Annotated in this window: 25 protein-coding genes; 10 read left to right on the top strand and 15 right to left on the bottom strand. The window is 56.6% G+C overall.

The features are described from left to right. Window positions 1-3 precede the first annotated feature (3 nt). From urtA to LJA86_RS06670, 3 genes are all read right to left on the bottom strand, one after another. Complete coding sequence (urtA, locus tag LJA86_RS06680; RefSeq protein WP_023618714.1) at window positions 4-1,275, bottom strand: urea ABC transporter substrate-binding protein; 1,272 nt, start codon at window positions 1,273-1,275, stop codon at window positions 4-6. A gap of 203 nt (window positions 1,276-1,478) precedes the next feature. After that, window positions 1,479-2,582: a cobalamin-independent methionine synthase II family protein gene (locus LJA86_RS06675; RefSeq protein ID WP_229225854.1), complete on the bottom strand. Its 1,104-nt coding sequence runs from the start codon at window positions 2,580-2,582 to the stop codon at window positions 1,479-1,481. A 156-nt stretch (window positions 2,583-2,738) separates the two neighbouring features. Then, window positions 2,739-3,152 (bottom strand): rhodanese-like domain-containing protein, encoded by a 414-nt coding sequence (locus tag LJA86_RS06670; RefSeq protein WP_008502248.1) that lies wholly within the window; start codon window positions 3,150-3,152, stop codon window positions 2,739-2,741. A gap of 73 nt (window positions 3,153-3,225) precedes the next feature. On the opposite strand from LJA86_RS06670, the gene ftrA reads away from it, so the two are divergent. The 3 genes from ftrA (at window position 3,226) to LJA86_RS06655 (ending at window position 5,348) form a co-directional block, all read left to right on the top strand. Beyond that, window positions 3,226-4,233: a transcriptional regulator FtrA gene (ftrA, locus tag LJA86_RS06665; protein ID WP_229225853.1), complete on the top strand. Its 1,008-nt coding sequence runs from the start codon at window positions 3,226-3,228 to the stop codon at window positions 4,231-4,233. Between the two features lie 33 nt (window positions 4,234-4,266). After that, window positions 4,267-4,803 (top strand): dihydrofolate reductase family protein, encoded by a 537-nt coding sequence (locus tag LJA86_RS06660; RefSeq protein ID WP_047075346.1) that lies wholly within the window; start codon window positions 4,267-4,269, stop codon window positions 4,801-4,803. A gap of 314 nt (window positions 4,804-5,117) precedes the next feature. Next, a complete protein-coding gene (locus tag LJA86_RS06655; protein WP_008502251.1) occupies window positions 5,118-5,348 on the top strand; it encodes a DUF2554 family protein in 231 nt (76 codons plus the stop codon). Here the strand turns inward: LJA86_RS06655 and LJA86_RS06650 are convergent, their stop codons facing one another. Both LJA86_RS06650 and LJA86_RS06645 read right to left on the bottom strand, forming a co-directional pair. After that, complete coding sequence (locus tag LJA86_RS06650) at window positions 5,349-7,313, bottom strand: peptidase U32 family protein (protein WP_045910524.1); 1,965 nt, start codon at window positions 7,311-7,313, stop codon at window positions 5,349-5,351. Between the two features lie 80 nt (window positions 7,314-7,393). After that, entirely contained in the window at window positions 7,394-7,921 is a 528-nt protein-coding gene (locus LJA86_RS06645) for a helix-turn-helix domain-containing protein (RefSeq protein WP_048223163.1), read from the bottom strand. A gap of 92 nt (window positions 7,922-8,013) precedes the next feature. On the opposite strand from LJA86_RS06645, the gene LJA86_RS06640 reads away from it, so the two are divergent. Beyond that, window positions 8,014-9,180 (top strand): benzoate/H(+) symporter BenE family transporter, encoded by a 1,167-nt coding sequence (locus LJA86_RS06640; RefSeq protein ID WP_229225852.1) that lies wholly within the window; start codon window positions 8,014-8,016, stop codon window positions 9,178-9,180. Here the strand turns inward: LJA86_RS06640 and LJA86_RS06635 are convergent. Further along, window positions 9,160-10,032 (bottom strand): helix-turn-helix transcriptional regulator, encoded by an 873-nt coding sequence (locus tag LJA86_RS06635; RefSeq protein ID WP_045910521.1) that lies wholly within the window; start codon window positions 10,030-10,032, stop codon window positions 9,160-9,162. The genes LJA86_RS06640 and LJA86_RS06635 overlap by 21 nt on opposite strands. Before the next feature lie 173 nt (window positions 10,033-10,205). Here LJA86_RS06635 and LJA86_RS06630 point away from each other — a divergent pair, with 173 nt between their 5' ends. After that, entirely contained in the window at window positions 10,206-11,102 is an 897-nt protein-coding gene (locus LJA86_RS06630) for a DMT family transporter (protein WP_008502257.1), read from the top strand. Window positions 11,103-11,136: 34 nt separating this feature from the next. Here the strand turns inward: LJA86_RS06630 and LJA86_RS06625 are convergent, their stop codons facing one another. Both LJA86_RS06625 and LJA86_RS06620 read right to left on the bottom strand, forming a co-directional pair. Next, window positions 11,137-11,811, bottom strand: coding sequence for a DUF3313 domain-containing protein (locus LJA86_RS06625; protein WP_008502258.1), 675 nt, complete (start codon window positions 11,809-11,811; stop codon window positions 11,137-11,139). A gap of 135 nt (window positions 11,812-11,946) precedes the next feature. Beyond that, entirely contained in the window at window positions 11,947-13,542 is a 1,596-nt protein-coding gene (locus LJA86_RS06620) for an ABC transporter substrate-binding protein (RefSeq protein ID WP_229225851.1), read from the bottom strand. A 111-nt stretch (window positions 13,543-13,653) separates the two neighbouring features. Between LJA86_RS06620 and pepT the strand changes: the two genes are divergently transcribed. Beyond that, window positions 13,654-14,883 carry a peptidase T gene (pepT, locus tag LJA86_RS06615; RefSeq protein ID WP_229225850.1) on the top strand — a complete coding sequence of 410 codons (1,230 nt, stop codon included), beginning with the start codon at window positions 13,654-13,656 and terminating at the stop codon, window positions 14,881-14,883. Here the strand turns inward: pepT and tehB are convergent. After that, window positions 14,880-15,473 carry a tellurite resistance methyltransferase TehB gene (gene tehB / locus LJA86_RS06610; RefSeq protein WP_032674766.1) on the bottom strand — a complete coding sequence of 198 codons (594 nt, stop codon included), beginning with the start codon at window positions 15,471-15,473 and terminating at the stop codon, window positions 14,880-14,882. The two genes, pepT and tehB, sit on opposite strands and share 4 nt — an antisense overlap. Window positions 15,474-15,608: 135 nt before the next feature. Here tehB and ydcK point away from each other — a divergent pair, with 135 nt between their 5' ends. Beyond that, complete coding sequence (ydcK, locus tag LJA86_RS06605; RefSeq protein ID WP_229225849.1) at window positions 15,609-16,589, top strand: YdcK family protein; 981 nt, start codon at window positions 15,609-15,611, stop codon at window positions 16,587-16,589. Here the strand turns inward: ydcK and rimL are convergent. The 4 genes from rimL to LJA86_RS06585 form a co-directional block, all read right to left on the bottom strand. After that, window positions 16,584-17,123, bottom strand: coding sequence for a 50S ribosomal protein L7/L12-serine acetyltransferase (gene rimL, locus LJA86_RS06600; RefSeq protein ID WP_063417384.1), 540 nt, complete (start codon window positions 17,121-17,123; stop codon window positions 16,584-16,586). The genes ydcK and rimL overlap by 6 nt on opposite strands. Before the next feature lie 102 nt (window positions 17,124-17,225). Then, the gene (locus LJA86_RS06595) at window positions 17,226-18,881 is read right to left on the bottom strand and encodes a glucan biosynthesis protein D (RefSeq protein ID WP_126533895.1); all 1,656 of its coding nucleotides are present in this window, start codon (window positions 18,879-18,881) and stop codon (window positions 17,226-17,228) included. A gap of 242 nt (window positions 18,882-19,123) precedes the next feature. Further along, on the bottom strand, window positions 19,124-19,897 hold the full coding sequence (locus LJA86_RS06590) for a transporter substrate-binding domain-containing protein (RefSeq protein WP_048030514.1): 774 nt from the start codon (window positions 19,895-19,897) through the stop codon (window positions 19,124-19,126). Window positions 19,898-19,919: 22 nt separating this feature from the next. Beyond that, entirely contained in the window at window positions 19,920-21,089 is a 1,170-nt protein-coding gene (locus LJA86_RS06585; protein WP_229225848.1) for a pyridoxal phosphate-dependent aminotransferase, read from the bottom strand. A gap of 114 nt (window positions 21,090-21,203) precedes the next feature. Here LJA86_RS06585 and LJA86_RS06580 point away from each other — a divergent pair, with 114 nt between their 5' ends. Then, a complete protein-coding gene (locus tag LJA86_RS06580) occupies window positions 21,204-22,046 on the top strand; it encodes a LysR family transcriptional regulator (RefSeq protein WP_229225847.1) in 843 nt (280 codons plus the stop codon). On the opposite strand, the gene LJA86_RS06575 is transcribed toward LJA86_RS06580, so the two are convergent. Together LJA86_RS06575 and LJA86_RS06570 are read right to left on the bottom strand one after the other, a co-directional pair. Next, a complete protein-coding gene (locus LJA86_RS06575; RefSeq protein WP_229225846.1) occupies window positions 22,033-23,538 on the bottom strand; it encodes a carboxylesterase/lipase family protein in 1,506 nt (501 codons plus the stop codon). The genes LJA86_RS06580 and LJA86_RS06575 overlap by 14 nt on opposite strands. 43 nt (window positions 23,539-23,581) lie before the next feature. After that, a complete protein-coding gene (locus LJA86_RS06570) occupies window positions 23,582-24,925 on the bottom strand; it encodes a VOC family protein (protein ID WP_229225845.1) in 1,344 nt (447 codons plus the stop codon). A gap of 527 nt (window positions 24,926-25,452) precedes the next feature. Between LJA86_RS06570 and LJA86_RS06565 the strand changes: the two genes are divergently transcribed. Together LJA86_RS06565 and LJA86_RS06560 are read left to right on the top strand one after the other, a co-directional pair. Then, the gene (locus tag LJA86_RS06565) at window positions 25,453-25,638 is read left to right on the top strand and encodes a general stress protein (RefSeq protein WP_004150795.1); all 186 of its coding nucleotides are present in this window, start codon (window positions 25,453-25,455) and stop codon (window positions 25,636-25,638) included. A gap of 94 nt (window positions 25,639-25,732) precedes the next feature. After that, window positions 25,733-26,227, top strand: coding sequence for a ferritin-like domain-containing protein (locus tag LJA86_RS06560; RefSeq protein ID WP_023311678.1), 495 nt, complete (start codon window positions 25,733-25,735; stop codon window positions 26,225-26,227). The last annotated feature ends 7 nt before the right edge of the window (window positions 26,228-26,234 follow it).

The following is a 26,234-nucleotide window of genomic DNA, read 5'->3' as shown; positions in this document are numbered from 1 at the left end:
GGCTTAGTTGCTGGCGGTTTTCATCGGCTGGTCGGGCTTTTTGTCATTCCCGGCGATGAACGGACTCCACGGCTGGGCGCGTACCGGCTGTTCGGTCTGCCACACCACGTTAAACTGACCGTTGCCTTCGATTTCACCGATCATGACCGGCTTATGCAGATGATGGTTGGTGGCATCCATGGTGAGCGTAAAGCCTGACGGCGCCTTAAAGGACTGACCGGCCATCGCCGCACGCACTTTGTCCACATCGGTAGTGCCTGCTTTTTCCACCGCCTGCGCCCACATATGAATCCCCACGTAAGTCGCTTCCATCGGGTCGTTGGTCACCACGGTGTCGGCGTTCGGCAGCTTGTGCGCCTTCGCATAGGCTTTGTAATCCGCCACGAACGCCTGGTTAGTCGGATTATCGACGGACTCAAAGTAGTTCCACGCCGCCAGGTTCCCCACCAGCGGTTTGGTGTCGATCCCGCGCAGCTCTTCTTCACCGACGGAGAAGGCCACTACCGGCACGTCGGTCGCCTTCAGCCCCTGGTTAGCCAGCTCTTTGTAGAACGGTACGTTGGAGTCGCCGTTGATGGTCGACACCACGGCGGTTTTGCCGCCCGCAGAGAATTTTTTGATGTTGGCGACGATGGTCTGGTAGTCGCTATGACCAAACGGGGTATACACCTCTTCAATATCCTTATCCTCCACCCCTTTCGAATGCAGGAACGCGCGCAGGATCTTGTTGGTGGTGCGCGGATAGACGTAATCGGTTCCCAGCAGGAAGAAGCGTTTCGCCGCGCCGCCGTCTTCGCTCATCAGGTATTCCACCGCCGGGATCGCCTGCTGGTTCGGCGCCGCGCCGGTATAGAAGACGTTTGGCGACATTTCCTCGCCCTCATACTGCACCGGATAGAACAGCAGGCCGTTCAGCTCCTCAAAGACCGGCAGTACGGATTTGCGCGAAACCGAGGTCCAGCAGCCGAATACCACCGCCACTTTATCCTGGCTCAGCAGCTGACGGGCCTTCTCGGCAAACAGCGGCCAGTTTGAGGCCGGGTCCACCACCACCGGCTCCAGTTTCTTGCCCAGCACGCCGCCTTTGGCGTTGATCTCGTCGATGGTCATCAGGGCGACATCTTTCAGCGGGGTCTCGGAGATAGCCATCGTGCCGGAAAGAGAATGCATGATCCCCACTTTGATGGTATCGGCCGCCTGCGCGCCAAAACTCATCCCCATCGCCACGACGGACGCAGACAACGCGAAGGCTTTTAGTAAAGTACGACGGTGCATATTTTCACTCCTGAAAAAGAACGCTGTGCGAAAACGTCCGTTACAGCGTGGACGCGGAAAAAAATGTGTCAGCGAAGCAGGAGCAAAAAGAATGCCAGAATGGAGATAGCGCTATCTCTGGGAGGGGAACGCCGGATGTAAAGAGAACGTCTCACAATGGCACAGCGCTGCACTTTTATAATGCAGCGCTGAGGAGGAAGGTTTTACCAGACTTCGCTGGCGATCTGCGTGACCAGACGGACTTTGTCCCACTGCTGGGATTCGCTCAGGCTGTTGCCCTCTTCGGTAGAGGCAAAGCCGCACTGCGGGCTAAGGCAAATTTGCTCTTTCGCCACGTATTTCGCCGCCTCTTCCAGACGGGCTTTAATCCCCTCCGGGTTCTCCAGCTCGCCGTTTTTCGTGGTAATAAGACCCAGCACCACCTGCTGCTTGCCCGGGCGGACAAAGCGCAATGGCGCAAAATCCCCGCTGCGGTCGTTATCATATTCGAGGAAGAAGGCGTCAACGTTGACGGTTCCGAACAGCACTTCCGCTACCGGCTCGTAGCCGCCCTCGGAAATCCAGGTGGAGCGGAAATTGCCGCGACAGACGTGCAGCCCGATGGTCAGGTCGTCCGGCTTGCCCTCCAGCGCCTTGTTCAGCACGCGGGCATAGATGCGCGCCAGCTCATCGGCGTCGTCGCCGCGCTCGCGGATCTGACGGCGCTGATCGTCCGAGCAGAGATAGGCCCAGACGGTGTCATCCAGCTGCAGATAACGGCAGCCCGCATCGTAGAAGGCCCGAATGGCGTCGCGCCAGGTGGTCGCCAGGTCATCAAAATAGACGTTCAGGTCCGGGTAGACGGTCGCATCAATGTCTTTGCGACCGCCGCGGAAATGCAGCACGCTCGGGCTGGGAATGGTCATTTTCGGCTGGGCGTTCCCGCTGATGCTTTTCAGATAGCGAAAGTCTTCCAGCATCGGATGCTCGCCAAAGCCCAGCTTGCCGGTGACGCGCACGCCGTGGGCTTTGGTTTGCACGCCGTTAAACTGGATGCCCTGCTGCGAATCGTAACGCTCAACGCCCTGCAGTCCGTCGAAGAAGTCGAAGTGCCACCAGGCACGACGAAACTCTCCGTCGGTCACCACATGCAGGCCGCACGCACACTGCTGATCGACGACGTGGCGAATGGCCTCGTCCTCCACCGCGCGAAGCTGCCCGGCATCAATCTCACCGCTGGCAAATTTCAGGCGAGCCTGCTTGATGGCATCCGGGCGTAAAAAACTGCCGACTACATCGGCGCGGAACGGGGCGTGGTGTCGTTGCATGGAAATCTCCTCAGCCTGCCGGCAATAATTGCCCGCAGTGATAATTCATCATTTGAAGTTTTAGACTTCTGGATGTCTAAATGTCCAAAAACAATGTCATACCTCACCGGTGCCGGCAAACGAGAAAATTTCACGGGTGTTGAAAAAAATTCATCTTCACAGCGCAGCGACGGACGCCTCGCTGGCAAACGCGTAGCGTTCATCTTCCCAGCCGGTGATCCCACCGAGCATGATTTTGACCGGCAGCCCGAGACGTGCCAGCTTCAGCGCGGCTCTGTCCGCGCCGTTACAGTGCGGCCCTGCGCAGTAGACGACGAACAGCGTTCCTTCAGGCCATTGGGCCATGCGCTCAGCGGTCATCTGGCTCCATGGCATATGCAGAGCGCCCGGCACATGGCGACGGGCAAACTGCTCCGGGCTTCCCACAACGTGCAGTAAAACAAAGTCCTGCTCATTATGCGTGATGGCATGATGAACATCGGCGCAGTCGGTTTCGACGCTCAGGCGGCGCAGGAAATGGGTAACGGCTTCCTGCGGCTCGGCAGCCGGAAATTCAGTAACATAACTCATGATCCTTCCTCATCTTTGGCGTTTGTGTTAACACTACTCTATCCACAAATTCAGCCCGTGAATGCGCTCGCTTATGCCAGAAAACAGCAAAAAGATGACAACGTTAAGACAGATTGCCCGCCCGAAGGTGGTGGTGCTGGCGTATGACGGTCTGTGTACCTTTGAGTTTGGGGTGGCGGTGGAAATCTTCGGCCTGCCGCGCCCCGAGTTGGGCGACGACTGGTATCGTTTTGCCGTGGCAAGCGTTGACAGTGGTGAGCTTCGGGCGACAGGCGGGATCCGTATCATTACCGATGGCGATCTCTCCCTGCTTGAGTCTGCCGATCTGATCGTGGTGCCGGGCTGGCGTGGGCTGGACTCGCCGGTGCCGGACGCGCTCTGCAACGCATTACGTCAGGCCAGCGCGCGAGGCTGTCAGCTGCTCTCCATCTGCTCGGGCGTATTTGTGCTGGCCGCCTCGGGGCTGCTGAACGGGCGCAAAGCCACGACGCACTGGCGCTACATTGAGACGCTAAAAACCCGCTTCCCTGACATCGACGTGGTCGAGGATGTGCTCTACCAGGATGAAGGCGATATACTGACTTCCGCAGGCAGCGCGGCGGGGATCGATCTCTGCCTTCACGTTGTACGAAGAGATTATGGGATGGAAACCGCCAACAGCGTGGCGCGTCGGCTGGTCATTCCCCCTCACCGGGATGGCTCTCAGCCGCAACAGCTGAGTCGCCCGGTGGCGCAGCTGCGCGAAAGCCAGCGCCTTGGTCAGCTGTTTGATTTTCTGCACACGCATCTTACCGAGCCGCACAGCGTCGACTCGCTGGCGCGCCGCGTCGGTATGAGTCAGCGCACGTTTCTTCGTCGCTTCGAAGCGGCAACGGGAACGACGCCTGCCCGCTGGCTACTCAATGAACGCCTGCTGCGGGCGAAAGATTATCTTGAAAGCAGCCGTTTAAGCATCGACAGCATCGCGGAACAGACCGGGTTTGGTCAGGCATCGACGCTGCGTCATCATTTCCGCCAGCAGTTCGCGCTTTCCCCGGCCCAGTACCGTAAACAATTTTCTCATTCCGGTACTGCCCGCTGAGGCGTTAGTTTTATGGTTAATACGGAGCACCTGATGGTCACCACACACGTTTTTATCGCAACCAGTCTTGATGGCTACATCGCCAGACACAATGACGATATCGAGTGGCTGCTGCAGCGCGATGACCCGACTGAGGATCATGGCTATGCGGCGTTCATCGCGGACAAAGAGTGGATCGTGATGGGCCGGGGGAGCTATGAGAAGGTGCTGACTTTTGACACCTGGCCGTATGATCGGCCCGTGCTGGTCCTCTCCCGACGGCTGGCCGACACGCCGGTGCCCGACGCATTGAGGGGCAAAGTACAGTTTTCAGGCCGCACGCCAAAGGAGGTGCTCGACGATCTGGCGATGCAGAACGTCCATCGCGTCTATCTTGATGGTGGGCAGGTGATACAGTCGTTTCTGCGGGAAGGATTGGTCGCCGATATGGTGATCACGACCGTTCCTGTGCTGCTCGGCTCGGGTAAATCACTGTTTGGCGCCCTGCCCGGGGATATCGACTTGACACTGGTCTCCAGCCGCAGCTTCCCTTCGGGTCTGGTGCAGTCGCACTACCGACTGATGCCGTAAAACCACGGTAAACACTGCGCAAAAAAAAACCGCCAAAAATGGCGGTAAATGCTTGCATGGATAGATTTGTATTTTGGTCTCTACGTCCCGACACGACATGGCCGGGCTGCGGATCCCATACAAGCTAACACCCGTTGTCTTAACGAAGGTTAAACAGCCTTTTTTAACCCGCATGGGTAAAGCTCTCTCATGACATGCAGCGCGCCCGAAATCATACTCTTTGACATTTCCTTTGCGCTAATTTGAAGTTTTGAATAATAACCATAATAAATAATCGGCATGATCAAGCCGCAATGTTATTCGGCGGTGACTTCATGGTTAAAAAAGGTTTATCTCTCGTGATGCTGATCTGTGCCCTTTTTTCAGGCCAGCTTATGGCCGGGCACAAAGGACATGAATATCTGTGGGTAAAGAATGTGGATCATCAACTTCGTCATGAAGCCGACAGCGATGAATTGCGAAGTGCGGCGGAGGAGTCGGCGGAAGGTTTGCGCGAACACCACCTGTGGCAGAAATCGCGCAAACCGGACACGCACGTTCGGTAGTTAGCTGCCCTTGCGTTTTGGCAGCGTTTTCATCAGATCGTCCGGACTGACGGACGCCACAATACTGCCGGGCTGCGGCATTTTGAAGATGTGGTTTTTCATCTTGCCAATCACATGCATTTCGCAAGGACGGCAGTCAAATTTGAGGGTCAGTACTTCGTCACCGTTTACGAGCTGCATAGGGGTAGCCTTCCAGCTCTTGATGTTGCCTTTTGCCTGCTTAGGGCACAGGTTAAACGCGAAACGGAGGCAGTGCTTGGTGATCATCACCGGCACATCGCCCTTCTCCTCATGCGCTTCATAGGCCGCGTCGATCAGCTGCACGCCGTGGCGATGATAGAATTCACGTGCTTTATGGTTATAGACGTTGGCCAGGAAGGATAAATGCGTATCCGGGTAGACGGGCGCAGGAACGGCTTCCGCTTTACGGCTAGCGCGTGGGTAGTTCGCCAGGCGCGCGTCATCCAGCATCTCGGCGGTTTCACGGCGGAACTGGTTGAGCAAACTGTTCGGCACAAACAGGGCATCCGGCAGGTTGATCTCAACGTTGCGGGCGTAGTAAATCGTCTGGCCCAGCTTCGCGACGCCATCCTTCAGGCTGTTGAGCGCTTTCTCCGCGTTGTTTGCCACCTCGAACAGGCCATCAAGCGTATGCGTTACGCTGATGCCGTCTTCACAGGTCATGGTCAGAATCAGCTGCTCTTCCCAGCCGCCCAGTTCAATATCCACCGCAATACGACGTTCGCTGGAGGTTTTCAGCAGCGCCTGCTGCCAGTTATGATCGAGGTTACGGTTAAGCGCCGCGTTCGGTCGCGCCTTGTAGAGATCGGCCGGCATTTCATTCGGCCACACGCGGTAGCGGTTCTCGCCGGTTTTTTCGACCGTGTTGGCGCGGAAGCCCACCACTTCACGCTTAATCATCACGTTAAGTCCATCGCCGTTCGCCAGCGGCTCCGTCACCGCAACATCAAGGTGATCTTTCGCCACTTTCAGCACTTCGCCAACCGGTAAGCCGATAAACTTCGGTGAGTCAAACGCGCCGATATCCCCTTTACGGGCATTCACAAAATAGTCCGTGCTGCCGCGGTGGAACGTTTTGTCCGTCGACGGAATAAAGAAATGCTCGGTACGACCGGCCGACGCGCGCGCCAGGTCACCGCGATCCTCAATAATGGCATCCAGCATCTGGCGATAGTGCGCGGTGATGTTCTTCACGTAGCTCATATCTTTATAGCGCCCTTCAATCTTGAAGGAACGCACGCCCGCGTCGATCAGCGCGCCCAGGTTGGCGGTCTGATCGTTATCCTTCATCGAGAGCAGGTGTTTTTCAAATGCCACGACGCGCCCCTGATCGTCTTTCAGGGTATACGGCAGACGGCAGGCCTGTGAACAGTCGCCGCGGTTGGCGCTGCGGCCCGTTTGCGCGTGGGAAATGTTGCACTGACCGGAATAGGCGACGCACAGCGCGCCGTGGATAAAGAATTCAATCGTCGCGTCTGTCGCCTGGTGAATATCGCGGATTTGATTCAGGTTCAGCTCGCGGGCCAGGACGATCTGCGAAAAGCCGACGTCAGAGAGAAACTTCGCCTTCTCTACCGTGCGGATATCACACTGGGTACTGGCGTGTAGTTCAATGGGCGGAATATCCAGCTCCAGCACGCCCATATCCTGAACAATCAGGGCATCCACCCCGGCCTGATAGAGATCGGTAATCAGACGTTGCGCAGGCTCCAGCTCATCATCATGAAGAATGGTGTTCAGGGTCACGAACACTTTCGCCCCGAAACGGTGGGCGAACGGCACCAGTTCAGCAATATCGCTCAGGCTGTTGCTGGCGTTATGGCGGGCACCGAAGCCAGGACCACCAATGTAGACGGCATCTGCGCCATGAAGGATCGCTTCACGGGCAATGGCGGCGTCACGGGCCGGGCTTAAAAGTTCAAGATGATGGGATTGCAGGCGCATACTTCGTCGTTATCCGTTATGGTCAAAATGGCGGCTATTGTAGTCAGAAGTCTGCGTCAGCGAAACAGTTTTGCGTAGCCTCAGCGGGGATAATGAATCAGGGAGTGAAAATGCACCGTCCGGTCGCTGCTGTTGCGGTAGGCATGCGGTTTATCGCCGGCGAAACGGACGCCCGAATCGGCAGAAATCGTCTGCCACTTGCCCTCGAGTTTCATCTCCAGCTCGCCGCTGATCACCACCACATGTTCAATCACCCCTGCCTCATGCGGCGTGGATTCACTCAGGGCGCCGGGGGCCAGGGTAATGGAGAAATAATCAAACCGGAGCGCCTCGTCCCACGGAAAGAGCGGCTTGACGACCATCGCCTGCTGCTGCGGGTCAAACACCGCCTGTCGGTCCGCCTCAGGCGTGATGAAGGCGGAAAACGGCACGTTCAGTCCTGTGGCAATTTTCCACAGCGTCGACACCGTGGGGCTGGATTCATTTCGCTCGATTTGCCCGAGCATGGCCTTTGACACGCCGGTCTCGTCCGCGAGCTTCGACAAACTCCAGCCGCGTGCCTGGCGCAGCGTTTTCAATGTGGTTGCAAGATGTCGTGTGATGTCCATGTTCCCTCCTGGTGACATTCAGCATACCACTTGTACGCTATAGCGCACAGTGCTACCTTACTGCGGACGTTATAACGCACAACGGAGTTTTCATGCGCCCTTCCTCTCATCTTATTCCAGTCGCACTGGCTGGATTTGTCGCCGTGCTGGTCGGTTACGCCAGCTCGGCAGCCATCATCTGGCAGGCCGCCGCCGCGGCTGGCGCCAGCGCGCAGCAGATTGCGGGCTGGATGACCGCGCTGGGGCTTGCGATGGGCGTCAGCACGCTGGCGCTCTCCTGGTGGTACAAGGCGCCTGTACTGACCGCCTGGTCGACGCCCGGCGCGGCGCTGCTCGCCACCAGCCTGCACGGCGTCACGCTGGCGGAAACCATTGGCGTGTTCATCTTTGCGAACGCGCTTATTTTGCTCTGCGGCATTACCGGGCTTTTCGCCCGCCTGATGAAGCTGATCCCCCATTCGCTTGCTGCCGCCATGCTGGCCGGGGTATTGCTGCAGTTTGGCCTGCACGCGTTTGCGCATCTGGAGGGGCACTTTCTGCTGTGCGGCAGCATGATTGCGGCGTGGCTGATCGCCAAAGCGCTGTCGCCGCGCTATGCCATCGTGGTCACGCTCCTGGTGGGCGGTATGGTGGCATGGTTCGGTGGTGACGTTGTCACGGATAAGCTCACGCTTTCACTGGTGATGCCCGAATTTATTGCGCCCGCCTTCACCTTCACCAGCCTGGTGAGTATTGGCTTGCCCTTCTTCCTGGTCACCATGGCCTCACAAAACGCGCCGGGGTTCGCCACGATGAAAGCCTCCGGTTACCTGCTGGCGGTCTCACCGCTCATTATCGTTACGGGGGGAATGGCGCTGCTGTTTTCTCCGTTTGGCGTCTTTTCAATCTGCATTGCGGCCATTACCGCCGCCATTTGCCAAAGCCCGGATGCACACCCGGATGCGGGTAAACGCTGGCTGGCGGCCATCGCTGCGGGAGGGTTTTATCTGCTGGCGGGAATTTTCGGTGGCTCCATTACCGGGCTGATGGCCGCGCTGCCGCTCAGCTGGATCCAGACGCTGGCCGGTCTGGCACTGCTGGGCACCATCAGCGGGATTTTATATCAGGCGCTGAGTCACGAAGCGGAGCGCGACGCGGCTATCGTCACATTTCTGATGACCGCAAGCGGCGTGACAATCCTGGGCATCGGTTCGGCATTCTGGGGGCTGGTGCTGGGCGGAGTATGCTACGCCCTGTTTTCACGCGCTCGCCGCGCGTAGCTGCGAAGGCGTCATGCCCGTCGCGCTGCGAAAGCGGTTGCTGAAGTGGCTGGCGGAGTTAAACCCGCAGGCAAGCGCGATCTCCGTCAGCGGCGTCGTCGTATGCTGGACAAGGGCTTTCGCTTTATCCATTCGCCTCTGCATCACATACTGATGCGGCGCCAGCCCCGTCGACTGGCGGAACATGCGGGCAAAATGGTATTCGCTGAGGGCAGCCTGCGCCGCCAGTTCGGCGAGCGTCAGGGGCTGCCCGAGATTCTCTTCGATAAAGGCGAGGACGTTGCGCAGCACAAACGGCGACAACCCTCCCGTGACAACCGGCAGCTTCCACTGCACGTTTGAGTAGTTTTGCAGCAGATGGGTCAGCAGCAGCGTGGAGGCCGTGCTCAGGGTCAGCTGGTTGGCGTGCTGCTGCCAGTCACAGCCCAGTAAAAACTGGCGATACAGCGTGGTGATCTTCGGATCGCTGCCAAAAATGCGCTCGTCCAGGGTCAGCGAAAGCGGTCGCTTGTCCCAGATTTTCTCCCCCACATCGCGCAGGTGTTCATCGGTGCAGTAGAGATGCACAAACGACAGGTCATCACGGATGTCCCACGTCGATTCGCTCTCTTTGGGCATCAGGCAGAAACGGTCCGGCCCCCCACCGTTCTTCCAGCCGCCCGGCGTTTTTTGATAGCTTTCGTAGCCGTCCGCCACGTACAGGCTGAGGGTATGATGGTTGCTTTTAACGGTTATCGTGTCGTGCTTGTTGTACCACGCTGCCAGCTGAATACCCGAATTCAGCGAGACGGTTTCCCGCAGGACTGCATTCTGTTGGCAAAGCGTTTCAAAGGTATCGTAAGCGTGAGACATAACCGTTAGCGCATGAATGATCGGAATATCAGTCTAAAAAGAGTTGTCCCCCGTTGCCAGACCCCAGGGAAGAAAAAAGCGCAAGATTTTGCAAGTCACCCGCAAGCAGGTGAAAGCCCGTTACGCAGTTCAGCGCCATACTGCGGGCTTCCGCGGTTTGAGAAGAGACAACTATGAACGCATTATTATATGGACTCGTGGTCATTATCTGGGGAACCACCTGGATTGCGATTTTCCTGCAGCAGGGCCCCGTCGCGGCGCCGGTGTCGATTTTCTGGCGCTTCGCCGTCGCCAGCCTCACCATGATGGTGGTGTTACTCGCCCTGCGTCGCCTGCGCACGCTGGCGCTTCGGGATCATCTTTTTTGCCTGCTTCAGGGATGCTGTGTTTTCTGCTTTAACTTCTGGTGTTTTTACACGGCAGCGGCACATATCAATACCGGACTGGAGTCGGTGATCTTCTCCATGGCGGTGCTCTATAACGCCATTAACAGCTTTATTTTCTTCGGGCAGCGCCCGCCCGCGCGTTTCTGGACGGCGGCGGCACTGGGGCTGGTTGGGATTGTCACCCTCTTCTGGGACGATCTGCTGGCCAGCGGCTGGAGCGCGTCACTCCTGACCGGCATTGGGCTTTCCGCGCTCGGAACCTACGGCTTCTCGCTGGGCAATATGATCAGCATGCGCCATCAGCGCAGAGGCCTTGAAACCATGACCACCAACGCCTGGGCGATGCTCTATGGCACGCTGGTGATGGGCTGCATTGCGCTGTTCAGAGGCGATAGCTTTGTGCCGGAATGGACGGTGAGCTATCTCGGCGCGCTGGTGTATCTGGCCCTGTTTGGCTCGGTGATTGCCTTTGGTGCCTACTTCACGCTGGTGGGACGTATTGGCCCGGGCAAAGCGGCCTACAGCACGCTGCTCTTTCCGCTGGTGGCGCTCTCCATTTCCACGGTCTATGAAGGCTACGTCTGGCATGTCAACGGTATCGTGGGATTAGTGCTGATCCTGGGAGGAAATATGGTGATGTTTACCAAACCGGAAACCTGGTTCAGACGCTTACGGATGGCGTAAATAAAAAGGCCTGCATTACGCAGGCCGTTTTATTTTATTTTGCGGTCTTTTTCACATCAAACATGGTGGCATCCGTCGCCATATCATCAACAACCTGCTTCAGCGTCGCAAAGGTCATTGGTGTGTTTTCGTTATTCAGCTCTTTACCTTCGCCTTTACGTACCACCTTCATGACCGGTTTATTGGTGGCCGCATCGATCAGCTCGCCTTCAAAGAAGAGATGCGTATCCATGGTGCGGTGTCCGGTTGCCATCTGCGTACCGGCAACCACCAGCGCAACAGGCACCACTTCATAGAACTGCAGCCCCTCTTTCTGCGAACTCACCCCGGTAATCGCGCCGCGGAAAATCAGGCTATGTTTACCCGGCGTGGTCACAACCGGCTTACGCGTACCAATCGCCGTTTTCATTTTGTTATTGGTGTAATTCAACAACTCATCAAGCGTTTTTTGACCAATTTGCGTGGTCGGTTTTGGCGTTGGGTAATAGGTAATCGGCGTCCAGAGAATACTGTCGTAGTTAGCCTCATTATAAGAAGGATCAACCCAACGCAGCGTTGGTTTACCCGTCGCAGACGTTGTCTGCTGCAAGCCTGAGTAGTCTTTTAAAAAGCCGGAGTATTGTTCTGGAGCGGCGACTTTTGAAGAACAGCCCGCCAACGCCAACAGACCAGTAAGCACTGCAACTTTAAAAAAAGTTTGAGTACGCATGATAGTTTTCCATGTTATCTGCAAGTATGCATTTGAAGTTATAGCAAAAGACTGGCGGGTTTGTTGTGACAAAAAATGATGCGGTGAGCACAAATTGCAAAAAGATTGCCCGGACGCATGCCGGGCAGTGAAAAATTACTGATTTATATCCACTTGCCAGAACAGATGTTTGCCAAACGGGTCGATTTCATAGCCCTTCACCTCCTTGCGTACCGGTTCGAAAATCGTTGAATGCGCAATCATCACCGCAGGCATCTGGTCATGCATCATCTGCTGCGCCTCTTTATACAACGCCACGCGCTTATCATGATCGGTTATCGATTTCGCCTCGGCAATGAGGTTATCGAAGGGCTTGTAGCACCATTTCGCCGAGTTTGACCCGCCGTTCGCCGAGGTGCAGGTAAAGAGCGGGCCGAAGAAGTTATCCGGATCGCCGGTGGCCGTCGTCCAGCCCATCAGCGCGGCCTGATGCTCTCCGCCCTTCACGCGTTTCAGATACTCGCCCCATTCGTAGGTAACGATTTTGGTCTGTACGCCAATTTTCGCCCAGTCCGCCTGAATCATCTCCGCCATGCGTTTCGCATTCGGGTTATAGGGACGCTGGACCGGCATCGCCCATAAATCAATGCTGACGCCGCTGGCAAAGCCGGCCTCTTTCAGCAGCGCTTTGGCTTTTTCAGGATCGTAGTCGTAATCCTTAAGCTCGCTGTCGGCACTCCAGACGCCCGGCGGCAGCAGATTCTTCGCCACGGTCCCGGTACCGTGGAACACCGCATCAATAATGGCCGGTTTATTGATGGCCATCGCCAGCGCCTGACGGACCTTCACGTTATCCAGCGGCGGCTTCTGCGTGTTGAATGCCAGGAAGCCGGTATTCAGTCCGGCCTTGCTCATCAGGTTGATATCTTTGTTGGCCTTCATGCGCGGCAGATCGGCCGGGTTCGGGAACGGCATCACCTGACATTCGTTCTTCTCAATTTTGGCAAAACGCACGGAGGCATCCGGGGTGATGCTAAACACCAGCCTGTCCAGCTTCGATTTCCCCTGCCAGTAGTCGGCAAACGCCGTGAACAGGATCCGGGAATCCTTCTGATACTGCGCCAGCTTAAACGGCCCGGTGCCGATGGGCTCCATATCCACCTTCTCCGGCGTGCCCGCTTTCAGCATCGCGTCGGCATACTCCGCTGAAAGGATCGAGGCAAAATACCAGGCCAGATCGGCGACAAACGGCGCTTCCGGGTGCGCCAGGGTAAAGCGCACGGTGTGGTCATCGACTTTATCAATGGCGGTTATCAGGCTGCCGAACTCCAGACTTTCGAAGTTCGAGTAGCTGCCGTTAGAGACGTTGTGGTAGGGATGATTCACGTCTTTTTGCCGCATAAACGAGAAGATCACGTCATCGGCGTTAAAGTCACGGGTCGGCGTGAAGGATTTATTGCTCTGGATCTTCACGCCCTTGCGCAGATGGAAGGTGTAAACCTTGCCGTCGTCGCTCACCTCCCAGCGTTCCGCCAGGCTCGGCACCAGCTCCGTGGTACCAGGTTTGAAATCGACCAGACGGTTATAGACCGGCACGGCGCTGGCGTCGACGCTGGTTCCCGAGGTGTAAAGCTGAGGGTTAAAGTTTTCCGGCGATCCTTCGGAGCAATACACCAGCGTTTTCGCAGCGACAGCGGAACTGACCGTGAGTGCCGCGAGCGCCAATGTGAAAGTTGTGAGTTTGCTTGTCATCATTTATTCCTGTCTTTTTAATTCGACGGCTAATTAATTCTTTTGCCATTTCATAAATAACATTAAAGTGATGTGGCAAACACCTGAAAAATAAATAAGGAATAAATCACTATGGGCTCGCCGCTTTCCAGACAATTAACGCACCGTTTTTTCCGCTATCTCGCGATCACCAGCCAGAGCGATCCCAAAGTCAAAACCCTGCCCTCAACGCCGGGCCAGCATGACATGGCGCGCGAGCTGGCGCAGGAGCTGGCACAGCTGGGGTTAGACGACATTGTGATAGATGAATTCGCCACGGTGACGGCGGTTAAAAAAGGCAACGTGCCCGGTGCGCCGCGCATCGGCTTTATTACCCATATTGATACCGTCGACGTGGGACTTTCACCGGATATTCATCCACAAATATTAACGTTTACCGGTGAAGATCTCTGTCTGAATAAAGAGAAAGACATCTGGCTACGGGTAAACGAGCATCCCGAAATTCTGGCTTATCCGAACGAGGAGATTATTTTCAGCGACGGAACCAGCGTATTGGGCGCCGATAATAAATCGGCGGTCACGGTGGTCATGACGGTGCTGGAAAACCTGACGGCGGAGCACCGGCATGGCGATATCGTCGTGGCGTTTGTGCCTGACGAAGAGATCGGCCTGAACGGTGCCAAGGCGCTGGATCTTAAGCGCTTCGACGTCGACTTTGCCTGGACCATTGACTGCTGCGAGCTGGGTGAGATTGTCTACGAGAACTTTAATGCGGCAGCCGCGGAAATCCGTTTTACCGGCGTGACGGCGCACCCGATGTCCGCCAAAGGCGTGCTGGTGAATCCCCTCCTGATGGCGACTGATTACATCAGCCATTTTGACCGCCAGCAAACGCCCGAGTGCACCGAGGGACGTGAAGGCTATATCTGGTTTAACGGCATTCAGGCCGGACAGAACGAGGCCGTTCTTAAGGCCAATATCCGCGACTTTGATAAGGAGAGCTTTGCCGCGCGCAAGCAGCAGATTGCCGACGTGGCCGCGCTGATTGCCGCCCAATATCCGACGGCCAGCGTGGACTATCGCATTGAAGATACCTACAGCAATATCAGCAATGCGATTGGCGAAGACCGGCGCGCCATCGATCTGATGTTCGAGGCGATGGAATCACTCGGCATCAAGCCGAAACCGACGCCAATGCGCGGCGGCACCGACGGCGCGGCGCTCTCGGCTAAAGGGCTACTCACCCCGAACTTCTTCACCGGGGCGCATAACTTCCACTCGAAGTTTGAATTCCTGCCGCTGTCGTCGTTTGAGGCGTCTTATAAGACTGCCCTGCAGATCTGTCTGCTGGCCGCCCGTTAAGCGGGCTTTCGTGCCAGCATCGTGGCAAAGCGCAGCTTGATGCGGTTGCCGTTTTCATCAGTGCGGTGCAGTTCGCCAACGTCCTCGTTGTATTTGAGCAACTCCCAGCCTTCGTAGTAGTTGCTCAGCTCACCGCTCCTGAAGGCAAACGGGAAGCCGACCGTGCAGGGGTAGTCTGCCGTATCCATGGCGGCAACGATCAGATTGTAACCGCCCGGCGTCGTGCAGCGCTGCATATTGGCGATAAGGCCCGGGATGGTTTTTGCCTCCAGGAACATCAGCACCACGGTGGAGAGAATAAAATCGTACTGACCGTCAAAGCTCAGGTTGTTCAGATCCTTAATCGCGGTATGCAGATTAGCGATCCCTTCTTCCGCCTTGATGCGCTCGATATTGTCGATGCTCATCGGGTTCTTGTCCCACGCGGTCACATCGTACCCGTTGGCCGCAAGGTACAGGCTGTTACGGCCGTTGCCGCAGCCCAGATCCAGCGTTTTACCGGGCTTCACAATCTCCGCGCTGTACAGCACCTCTGAATGGGTACGGGTTAAGCCATATTTCTCTGTGAAGTAATTCTCATCGACGGTCATTATTTTTCCTGCATTCGCATAAAGTGAAAGTGTATTTTACATGCCATTTTAAGGCGTTTACCGTCTGGTTGCCAAGCCGCTCGAAATGCGAAAACTTTGCTACGTTTAGTGAAGACGCTTATCAGAGACATGAAGATGAACAAATATCGCCTTAGCGACGAGACCCGCCTCTGGCAATGGAAAAACGGCGAAACCACCCACGCCACCACGCTGCGGCAGATTATCGCCATGGCGGACTTTAACGACGTGACAGTCGGCACGAGAGGCGGCTGGATTGACGATGAGCGCGCCCTCGCGCAGGACGGCGACTGCTGGATCTACGATGAAAACAGCGTGGTGTTCGCGGGGGCAGTCGTCTCCGGCAACGCGCGTCTTACCCTGCCGTGCATCATTAGCCATAACGCGCATATCGGCGACAGCTGCTGGTTGGACGGCGTGGAGGTCAGCCACGGGGCGCGAATAAGTGACAACGTCACCATTCAGCAATCCTGCGTACGGGGCGAGTGTCATATCTACGGCGACGCGCGCGTGCTGCATCACAGCGTGGTCATTGCCGCCAAAGGGCTGACGCCGGACCATGAACAGATCCTGCAAATCTACGACAAGGCGACGGTGAGCCAGTCGCGGATTGTGCACCAGGCGCAAATCTACGGCGAGGCGATGGTTAATTTTGCCTTTATTGAACACCGGGCCGAAATTTTCGATAGCGCGATCCTCGAGGGTAACGAACTCAACAACGTCTGGGTGTGCGACTGCGCAAAAGTCTATGGTAACGCCCGCGTGATAGCCGGGTTTGACGACGATGCTATCCCCACGGTGCGCTACAGCTCGCAGATTGCGGAGAATGCCGTGGTCGAAGGCAACTGCGTCATCAAGCATCACGTCCTGATTGGCGGGCAGGCCTGGCTGCGCGGCGGGCCGATCATGCTGGATGATAAAGTGGTGATCCAGGGGCGCGCGCGCATCAGCGGAGATGTGCTTATCGAACACCGGGTTGAAATCACCGACGATGCGGTCATTGAAGCGTTTGCCGGCGAGAGCATTCACCTGCGCGGCGAAAAAGTGATTAATGGCGACCAGCGCATCACCCGCACGCCGCTGCTGGGCGCGTTATAGGGTATAGATCCGGCCGTAGATATTGACATCGTCAAAGCGGCCATTCAGGTATTCCGCTTCCCGCAGGCACCCTTCTAGCGTAAAACCGTTGCGCACGGCAACGCTGTTGCTGTGCTGATTCGCCACCCGACACTTGATCACAAAACGACGGATCTCACCGCGTTCAGCGTAGTAGCGCATAAACGCCTGCAGTGACTGAGAGAGAATGCCCTGACCCTGGTGGGCTTCATCCAGCCAGTAGCCGATGTAGCCGGCTTTGTTGGTCGGTTCAATGGTGTTGAACGACAGCACGCCAACCAGCGCATCATCCTTGAAGATCAGAAACATTTTGGCGTAGCCGCGCTGGTGCAGCATCTGGTTACTCTGCACGTTGCGGCGGGTATCCTCTTCGCTGCCCACGTGCTGCGCCCAGTCAAAGGCGGTTTGCAGAAAGGCTCTGTTTTTGACGACGAGATTGTGCAGGTCGGCGGTATAGCGCTCTTCGACGGAACGTAGTTCGATGTGTTGTGAAACGGGGATGATTTCAGATGTCATGGTGCCTCGTCATCGCCCGGTGGCGCTGCGCTTACCGGGCCTACAGTACTGAAACGTAGGCCGGGTAAGGCGAAGCCGCCACCCGGCACAATCCCACAAAAGTTAACGCATTACCCGGTCGTCAACGTACTGACGTTTATCCGGCGCTGGCGGGAAATACTGGTACAGCCAGGTTTCGCTGATGGCGTCGCCCTGGCAGCGCAGGAACAGGCGCATATCCACCGGTTCCGTCGAATCTGACGTCGGGTACCAGTCAAACAGAATGCGATAGCCGTCAAACGGCTCAACGTAGAGGATCTCCACCTGCTTCGCTTCACCGCTGGAGAGCGTAATCACCGGCTCGATGCCTTTTGGCGCAGCGGCCTTCAGGTCACCACCGACGAAGTCGATGGCAAAGCGACGGGCCCACACTTTCGGGTAGTTTTCGCCCGGTGCCCAGCCTTCCGGGAAGCCGCCCATGCCGGTGCGGGTGGCGTAGACGTTGGCCAGCGGGGAGCGCACCGGCGGCATCGCGCTCCAGTAGAGGCGATATTTGAAGTCCAGCTCGTCGCCCGCTTTGACGGCTTTTTCCGGCTGCCAGAAGCAGACCACGTTATCCAGCGTTTCACCGGTGGTCGGGATCTCCATCAGGCCAACCGCGCCTTTACCCCAGTCGTTACGCGGTTCCACCCACAGGCTTGGACGCTTGTTGTACCAGCCCATCACGTCCTGATAGTGCGAGAAATCGCGATCGAGCTGCAGCAGACCGAACCCTTTCGGGTTTTTGTCCATATAGGCATTGAACTGCAGCTTCTGCGGGTTGTTCAGCGGACGGCAGATCCACTCCCCGTTGCCGCGCCACATCGCCAGGCGGTCGGAGTCATGGATTTGCGGGTGAATAGTGTCACACATGCGGCGTTCGTTATTGCCGCAGCTGAACATGCTGGTCATCGGCGCAATGCCGAGCTGCTTGATGTCCTTACGCGCGTAGAGGTGGTTTTCCACCTCCATGATCACCTGGCTCTTCTCGCAGTGGATCACGAATTTATAGGCACCGGTGATGCTCGGGCTATCCAGCAGCGTATAGACGGTAAAGGTCGTGTCGCCGGGCTTGACGGTCTCAAACCAGAAGGAGGTAAAGTCCGGGAACTCTTCCGGCGTGTCGGTAAAGGTATCTACCGCCAGGCCGCGGGCGGAAAGGCCGTACTGGTAAGTGTCATCCACTGCGCGGAAATAGCTCGCGCCCAGGAAAGAGACGATATCGCGACGCGCCAGCTCCGGCGCCTTAAACGCGCGGAAGCCCGCAAAGCCGAGATCGCTTTGCCCTTCCAGCTGTTTGGTATCCACCCCCGTTTCACCGTAGCTGAACAGCTCCGGACGGAAGTGGATCTCGCGCGCCATAGCGGTGGACTGGTCCAGTGAGAACATCCGCACGCGACGGCGGAACCCCATTCCCATATGGAAGAACTGCACGTCCAGCTGACGCCCTTCAATGTTGTTCCACAGTGACTGCTTTTCATCGTAGCGGATGGCGTTGTACGCCTGCGGCGTCATCGTGGCCAGCGTCTCCGGCAGCGGGCGCGGCGCGCCACCCCACGGGGTTTTCGCCAGGTCATGCGCCATGGATTGCAGGACGGAGAAGTCAAAACGACGGCTCTGGCCGTCAGCAATGTCAGAGTCAGCAGCGTATGCCGCTTTGGAAAACAGGGAAGCAAGGCCGGATGTGCCGCTCAGGGCTGCCACTGCCAGCGAGCCTTTTAGAAAACGTCTGCGATTCATGCCTGGAAAAACGTCCTTATGGTCGTGTGAATGAGTTTCGCGCTCGGCGAAATGACGGCAAGAAAGAACGCACAGCCTAAACAAAAATGGTTAAGAATCCAATTGTTGGCCGGTGATTATCTGAACAAAGTGAGAAATATTTTCTGTCGACCAGAACGGCCCGAAAGTGGTGTAAAGAAAGCCTGGAAAATGTGTATAAAAATGCCCCGTCAGGACATCAGCTGACGGGGCGAATGAGGCGGTTATTTTACGCTGACATCGATACCCGGGAAGTACTTATCAGCGAGTTTGGCGATCGTGCCGTCGGCACGTACTTTATCAATTGCGGCATCAAGCTGCTTTTTGGTGGCCTCGTCACCTTTACGCAACCCAAAGCCGATCCCACTGCCGAGTATAGTGTCGTCAGACACCGGCTTGCCGATGAAGCCAAACCCTTTCCCCTGCGGCTTGCTGAGGAAACCTGCCTGTCCGGCCGCGGACATGACCAGCGAGGCGTCGATACGGCCATTCAGCAGATCGCCCCAGGCCATATTCTGATCTTTATACGACACCACGGTGACACCCTGCTTTTCCCAGTGCTCTTTGGCATAGGTTTCCTGAATGGAGCCCTGCAGCACGCCAATGGTTTTCCCCTTCAGCCCTTCTGGGGTTGCCTCAACCGCCGTGCCGGCCTTGCCGACCAGCTGCGACGGAATACGGTAAATCGGCTGGGTAAAATCAATGCTCTTGCGGCGCTGCTCGGTGATATTCATCGCCGAGTTGATGGCGTCGAATTTCTTCGCCACCAGGCCCGGGATCAGCGCATCAAACGAGGTTTCCACCCAGCTGCACTTCAGCGCTGCCGCTTTGCAGATGGCATTCCCCAGCTCAACGTCAAACCCTTCCAGTTCGCCTGCCGCATTGCGGCTTTCAAACGGCGGATATTCGGCTTCCAGACCGTAACGCAGCTCGGACGCCGCGAAGGAGGAAAAGGTACACAGCAATCCCATGCCGACAACTAGCGCGCGTATTTTCATCTCAAACTCCTCAGAGCCTATCTCAGCGTGGTTTAACCCGACACAGGGCTTGGGCACCTGCCCGTAACGTCGCCTCATCTTTCGCAAAAGAGAGACGAATCAATTTATTATCCGTACCGTCCGCATAAAACGCCGACAGCGGAATGGTAGCTACACCGTACTCAACGATAAGCCGTTTCACCAGCTCGCTGTCGCGCTCGTTGCTGAATTGGCTGTAGTCCGCCAGCATGAAGAACGATCCGGCGCTGGGCAGCAGCGTGAACGGCGAATCGGCCAGCAGACTCTGCAGCAGATCGCGCTTGCGCTGGTAAAACGCCGACAGCGACAGCCAGGTTTGCGGGTCGACCATATGTTCAGCAAACGCGTGCTGCATTGGCGTATCGGCAGAAAACATTAAAAATTGATGGACCTTACAAATCTCGTCCATCAGCACCGCCGGTGCAACACAGTAACCCACGCGCCAGCCGGTGACGTGATAGGTTTTTCCGAAAGAAGAAATAATCACGCTACGCTCCGCCAGCTGCGGGTGCGTGGCCATCCCGTGGTGCGGCTCACCGTCAAACACCACGTGTTCATACACTTCGTCAGACAAAATAATGATGTCGGTATTGCGCGTCAGCGCCGCCAGCTGCTGCAGGTCGTTGGCTGAAAAAACCTGGCCGCTCGGGTTGTGCGGCGTATTGATGATGATCATGCGCGTGCGCGGGGAGATGGCAGCCCGGACTTCGTCCCAGTTGACGGCAAAATCCGGCACGGTGAGCTTGATGGCAATCGGCGTTGCCCCCTGCAGACGGACAATCGGCGCGTAGCTGTCAAATGACGGCTCAAAGTAGATCACCTCATCACCCGGGTGCACCAGCCCGCTGATTGCCGAATAGAGCCCTTCGCTGGCGCTGGCGGTCACCAGCACCTCGCTGGCCGGGTCATACCGCGTGCCGTATAGGGTGGCAATTTTATCGGCAATGCGCTCTTTGAGCGGCTGCAGACCGGTCATCGACGCATACTGGTTATGCCCCGCCTCCATTGCGCGGGTAACGCCCGCAACAAGCTTCGGGTCGCAGGAAAAATTCGGTGCGCCCTGAGAAAGGTTAATCGCGTTATGCTGCGCCGAGAGCTGGCCGATAACGGTAAAAATGGTGGTGCCCACATCGGGCAGTTTAGAGCGCGTTTGCACTGGCGTTAGTAAAGTCATCCTCTTTCCCTTCTCATGGACATTGCATAACTATTCAAACAACATCTCTGTTGTCGGGACAATCGAATTGTTGTCATAATAGCCATGAGAAAAATGCATAGCTGAGGTGTTTCCATGTCGCGCCGTTCGCTCCCGCTTAATGCCATCGACGCATTTTTAGTCACCGCGCGTCACCTGAATCTGACCCATGCTGCCGCAGAACTTTGCCTGACGCAGGGGGCCGTGAGCCGCAAAATAGCCTCCCTTGAAGCGTGGTTTGGCTTTCCGCTTTTTGAACGCCACGCACGCGGCCTGCGCCTCTCTTCGCAAGGCAGCGCCCTGCTCCCGGAACTGCAGTCTGCTTTCGAACAATTGCTGACCGTGGCCGACCAGGCCCGCAGCCAGCAGACCGTGATCCGGCTCAAGGCGCCCACCTGTGCCATGCGCTGGCTGGTGCCGCGCCTGCTGGAGGTGGAGCGTGAGCAGCCGGATCTGCAGATCGCCCTGACCACCACCACCGATCATAACGTCAATTTCAAAACCGAATCTTACGACGCGGCCATCGTGTTCGGTACGCACATGAGCGCAGGCGACCTGCTGTTCGAAGAGGCGCTCACCCCGGTGATAAGTCCGGTACGGGCGGGTGCAGCGCTGGGATCGCTGACGTTCCTGCACCCAACAAGGGATAAGACAGACTGGTCGCTATGGCTGACGAAACAGGAAGGTCCGGGCTTTGCCATGCACAAAAATCAACACTTCGACACGATGGATCTCGCCATCACGGCCGCCATTCAGGGGCTGGGCGTGGCCATTGCCGACGAAACGCTGGTGGCTGAAGATGTCCGCGCGGGAAGACTGATGCGGCCTTATGAAACCAGCATAAAAACCGGCGCGAGCTACCGGCTGGTGCTGCGCGAAACGCCAGGGGAGGAAAATGGACTGGCGGCGTTTCGCGCCTGTTTGCTTAATCGAGGCTGACGTGGTGCTTCATTACCCGTTTGAAGAGGCTCATGCGGGCGCGCATAAAGCGGTTTTCAAGCCGGAAACCTGCATGTTTATTCACGCCAATGCGTAACAAAACATCCCGCCCTTTTCGGCATGCGGGCCAGTGCGTCGGCCCTGGCAGGATCTCACGAGGCCCTGCATCTCGCGCAAAGCTCACCCAGTAATCGGCGACCTGCGCAGCAAACTGTAAATCCCGTTCGTTGACATACTGGCGTGAAGGCTCAACCTGGCCGAGGGTATCGAAGACGTAGGGCACTTCATTGCCGTGCCAGGCGCCGTTGATATAGGTGGCATGTTCCGCTTCCGCAACATAGTCAAACCAGTAACGCCAGCACAGTCCGCCGACGCGCTGCTGCGCCTGCATCACGACATAGCCCATCGTGGTGAACGCCATGTCGCGGCACACCTGCCTGCCCAACTCCTCATCGCCTTTGACGCCCGGATAGAGCAGCTTAATCAGCCCCAGCCCGAAGCGTCGCTCCCGGCGGAGCTTCTGGATTTGCCCGGCGAGATCGATGCCAAACACCGCCATCACGCTGGCCTCATCGCTGTTCGACCCAATCATCACCGGTACGGGATGCTGGCGGGCAGCGAAAAAGACGTCCAGCATCGCTTCGGGCAGAACGCAGTCCCCGACGATGGGCGCCGGGGCGACGTTCAGCGGCGCGGTTAACGGCCAGAACGCGTCCGGCGGAATGGCGCGCAGCTGCTCAGCAGTCGCCTTCTCCAGGCCAAAATGGGCGGCCAGCGCCTCCCCTTTTTGCAGCGCCTGTTCACGCGGCGTGTCCGGCAAGGTATACCCGCTTTGCACAATCGCCTTGTTGAACAAGTCAGCCGCCAGGGGCGATGCCAGCAGAGAGAGCACGCTGCGCGCACCGGCGGATTCGCCAAACAGGGTCACGTTAGCGGGGTCGCCACCAAATGCGGTGATATTGTCCCTAACCCATTCGAGGGCCGCGATCTGATCCAGCAGGGCAAAATTATGCACCACGCGATCTTCCTCGCCTTCCAGCGCGGGATGGGCGAAAAAGCCGAGATGGCCGAGACGGTAGTTGATCGTCACCACAACCACCCCGCGTGTGGCCAGCGATTTGCCGTTATAAGGCGGCAGGCCGCCTGCGCCAATCGTAAACCCGCCCCCGTGCAGCCAGACCATAACCGGAAGCGCCCCGGCGCGCTCTTTGGGGGACCAGACGTTCAGATAAAGACAGTCTTCCGAGAACTGACCGGGATCGCCCCCGCCCAGCTCCTGACAATATTCGCTGCTTTGCCAGCTTGAGGCCGAAAAGGTAGTAGCCTGGCGAACGCCATCCCACGGCTCAGGGGGCCGCGGGGAGCGCCAGCGCCACTCGCCCACGGGCGGTGCGGCGTAGGGAATGCCGCACCAGACGTGGACATTTTCATCGGTTAAACCAGACAGTGCGCCCTGGCGCGTATCAACCACAGGGGCGGAAGGATTTTGCATAACGACCTTATTTTTTCCATCACACCCCAGCAGAGTAACGATTTCAGAGCAAACCGCAACGCTGTTTGCTGCGGGTTTCAGCCTCCTGGTAGAGCGTGAACTCGTCATACACCGGGCAGCCCAGAGCGTCTTCAAACGCATCGCGGCTGGCGTTGCCGTGGCTACGGGCCTGGGTTTCATTCCCGAGATTGGACTGGAATATCCCGGCGGCGCTAACCGGGAGGAAATCTTCGTAGGTGATCGGCTGAGCGACCACCCATCCGCGCTCGATTAGCGGCTGCGGATCATCGCCCGGCCGGAACGCATGGCGATGCGCTTCACCCGCAGGCGTCAGACGGTAGCGGAAATACGCCAGATCCTGACGGCGCATTAGCAGTTCACTGTCCGGGAAGGTGCTAAAGATCTCCCGCAGATGCAGCTGATGCGTCAGGTTATCTTTGCCGGTACCGGCCTGGGAAAGCAGGCTATCGTACAGTTCACGCCCTTTCGGGGTCAGCGCCACGCCGCGCTGCTCAATCTCACCGAAGCGCGCAGTGTGGGTGCCCTTATGTTCCCCGGCAAACAGCACCGGCTCTTCCAGGGCTTTAAAGCTGGTTTGACGCAGCAGGACGGGCACCTCGCGACGCGGCGGCCCTTCAATCAAAATTTTCGGCTCGATACCGTACTTCGGCATCAGCTCCTGCACCCGGTCAATATCCAGCGTGCGCGGCGTGAGGTGGTTAATATGGCAGCCCGGGAAGCAGACCACGTCGGCAATCAGGCGATGCTCGTTATGCAGCGCCTGATAGGTTTCCTGATCGACCGTCGCATGACGGTGCCAGCGGAAGGTTTCCAGCGCTTCCTGCACAAACTCGTGCGCCTGTTCGTCAGTAAACTGCCCCTCAGATTCATACAGATCGAGCAGCGCCAGGCAGCGCGGGGTAAAGATGTTCCGGTGAGAGAGGATTTCCGCCGCCCGTTCGCGCAGCGCGACGTTGTCAATTAGCTCAAGGCGCAGCAGCGACGTAAAGATACGGAACGGATTACGGCACAGCGCCGCATCATCGATCGGGCGAAACGCCGTTGAGTGGACCGGCACCCCCGCCTGGGAGAGATCGTAATAGCTGACCGGGTACATCCCCATAATGGCAAACATACGACGCAGGGTTGAAAGTTCATGTGCTGTGCCAACGCGGATCGCCCCGTGACGCTCCACGTTCAGGCGCGCAAGCTCATCGGCGTTTGCCAGTTGTTCATGTAATAGTGGGTTATTTTCCAGCACCGCCAGGTTTACGTCCGCAACCAGTTCGAGCAAGGTGCCATACTGCGGAACTTCCTGCTGGTACATCGCCGACATAGCCTGCGAAAAGTGTTCCCGAATGTCATCAGCCGTGATGGTGTTCGCCATGATGTCATGCCTCCAGTGAATATTACCTGGAGTGTAGAGAAACCCGTTCCTTCCGGGGGGAAGAATTTCTGATTTGTGATCTTAAGACGACAGTGGTCAAACCGTGTGCTACTAGCCCCTGAACAGGTCCGAACGAAACCGCCCTTTCGACCTGAACGCTTTTATCCAGGATTTTCCTTATAATTATTTAGGGTTTCGCTTTCTAGCTATAAAGGAGTATTTTTTATTTTCCCCTGACTACAAATCAACCAATTTGAGTTCGCCATTATTTTTATCCTCACCTTTCAAATTTTTAGCTCTAAGTTAGGATTAATCTGAATGGTTGTTTACAAGTCCTTCCTGCCTATCCATATTTCCATTTCAAGCGAAGCGTAAATTTACAAATATTTAAAAATAACGCAGCCGCAAATAGCAAAACGCATTTGACGGATGACGCACAGCGACTAGAGTTATTACTCGAACGACGAGTGATACGGAATATTTTCGTATCGTACTGACATAACCAATATATGACTATGAGGTTTAATATGGCAGAGCATCGTGGTGGTTCCGGTAATTTCGCTGAAGACCGTGAAAAAGCATCAGAAGCTGGACGTAAAGGTGGCCAGCACAGCGGTGGTAATTTTAAAAACGATCCGCAACGCGCATCTGAAGCGGGTAAGAAAGGGGGACAGAACAGTCACGGCGGAGGCCGTAAGTCTGATAACTCCTGATCTTATTTAGTACTCTTTTAATAAAACCAGAGAGCATGCTGCGGGCTGAAAAGCTCGCAGTACCCTTTCATTATTTTACCGGAGCGTAATTATTATGAATATGAAAAGTGTTGAGGATGTATTTATTCATCTTCTATCGGATACCTACAGCGCAGAAAAGCAGCTTACCCGAGCGTTAAGTAAACTTGCTCGTGCCGCCTCCAGCGAGAAGCTGAGTGCCGCCTTTACCGCACACCTTGAAGAAACGCAGGGTCAGATTGAGCGTATCGACCAGATCGTCGAGCAGGAAGACGGTATTAAGATCAAACGCATGAAATGCGTGGCGATGGAAGGCTTAATTGAAGAAGCCAACGAAGTCATCGAAAGCACGGAAAAAAATGAAGTGCGTGATGCCGCGTTAATTGCTGCTGCACAAAAAGTTGAGCATTACGAAATAGCCAGCTACGGTACCCTTGCCACATTAGCAGAACAACTGGGCTATAAAAAAGCCGTTAAACTTCTTGCCGAAACGCTGGAAGAAGAAAAAGAGACCGACCTTAAACTCACCGACCTGGCCGTTGGAAATATTAACCAAAAAGCGCAGAAATGACGCAATA

This window comes from Enterobacter sp. TCD1-1 (assembly GCF_020567405.1).
Classification (GTDB): Bacteria; Pseudomonadota; Gammaproteobacteria; order Enterobacterales; family Enterobacteriaceae; genus Enterobacter; species Enterobacter quasiroggenkampii.
This window is presented reverse-complemented; position numbering and strand designations above follow the sequence as displayed.